Raw genomic sequence first — 1,466 nt, forward strand, 5'->3', positions numbered from 1 at the left:
ACAGGTAAAGCCCTGTTTATGGCGCTCAGGAGCCAGCGCCCACCTGCCGGGCTAATCCACCACTCTGATCGAGGTTCACAGTACTGCGCATACGATTACCGGGTCATACAGGAGCAGTCTGGTCTGAAAACATCAATGTCGCGTAAAGGTCACTGTTACGACAACGCTCCGATGGAAAGCTTCTGGGGAACGCTGAAAAATGAGAGCCTGAGCCACTATCGTTTTAATAACCGGGATGAAGCCATCTCAGTAATACGGGAATACATTGAGATTTTCTACAATCGTCAGCGTCGTCACTCTCGTCTGGGGAATATCTCCCCGGCAGCCTTCAGGGAAAAATATCATCAGATGGCTGCTTAAAAAAAGAACAAATGGTAGTGTCCGCTATTGCCAGTACACCTCAGCATCCTGATGACGCTGTAAATGAACATTCGCCAGAATTGCAGCATAAAGAGCGCAAATGCATATGCCAGATGAGCGTGAATATCAATGATGTCAGGAGCATGTCAGGCAAGACGCCTGAGTTTGTTGACGTAATTTGTTTCGTTTATTTCATCACTATCGTATGCGTCAAGAGTTTTTTCAAACTCATCCCGAAATGGGCCAAGCCTGGTTTCAGGAAATAAGAAATACCCCTGGTTATTGTTCACTTAAAAGTATAATTTGTAATTCAAATCCTGAGCCTGTAAAACGGGGAGTAACATATTCTATTCTGAAGAGAATAAAAGTCGTGATGCGATGTATCAAGCCCGGATTGTAATCCCAGATTAACATAGATCACAAAACAACTTATTCTTCACTAACGTGAAGATAAATATCGTTGTATGCCTTATCACGACTACGAATACCAGCAAGATACAACTGACATACGGAAAGATACCATGTTTTTTACTCCCGAAAATAACGCTAAAAAGCTACTTCCCCATCGTTTGTCCTTAGTATTGTCAGCGCCAACAATGTGGGCTGACATGATAAAGCTGTCTAGGAAAACGTTCGCCTCCTCAGCGGACAATCCAAATGGTGATTGTCCCTATTAAACGTTTATTTTGAAGGTCGACTGAGTAAGGTGATTGGATTTGCCCCTATATTTCCAGACATCTGTTATCACTTAACCCATTACAAGCCCGCTGCCGCAGATATTCCCGTGGCGAGCGATAACCCAGCGCACTATGCGGATGCCATTCGTTATAATGCTCGAACGCCTCTGCAAGGTTCTTTGCTGCCGTTAACCCGTCTGGTTTGGGCATGATACTGATGTAGTCACGCTTTATCGTTTTCACGAAGCTCTCTGCTATTCCGTTACTCTCCGGACTCCGCACCGCCGTGTTCTTCGGTTCAAGTCCCAACATCCGGGCGAACTGGCGTGTTTCATTAGCCCGGTAGCATGAACCATTATCCGTCAGCCACTCCACTGGAGACGACGGAAGATCGTTGCCGAAGCGGCGTTCCACCGCTCCCAGCATGAC

Annotated in this window: 2 protein-coding genes and 1 pseudogene; 1 reads left to right on the forward strand and 2 read right to left on the reverse strand. The window is 46.1% G+C overall.

Annotation, left to right across the window (positions count from 1 at the left end):
* On the forward strand, positions 1-360 hold a 360-nt coding region (locus BFF42_RS17000), incomplete at its 5' end, for an integrase core domain-containing protein (RefSeq protein WP_146753229.1).
* Between the two features lie 42 nt (positions 361-402).
* Here the strand turns inward: BFF42_RS17000 and BFF42_RS27855 are convergent.
* Positions 403-650 (reverse strand): annotated as a pseudogene (locus BFF42_RS27855) (tetratricopeptide repeat protein); the annotation flags it as partial.
* A gap of 432 nt (positions 651-1,082) precedes the next feature.
* The coding region (locus BFF42_RS17005; RefSeq protein WP_021517114.1) for an IS3 family transposase at positions 1,083-1,466 on the reverse strand (384 nt) is incomplete at its 5' end.

It is taken from the genome of Shigella sp. FC1661, assembly GCF_001712525.1.
Taxonomy (GTDB): Bacteria; Pseudomonadota; Gammaproteobacteria; order Enterobacterales; family Enterobacteriaceae; genus Escherichia; species Escherichia coli.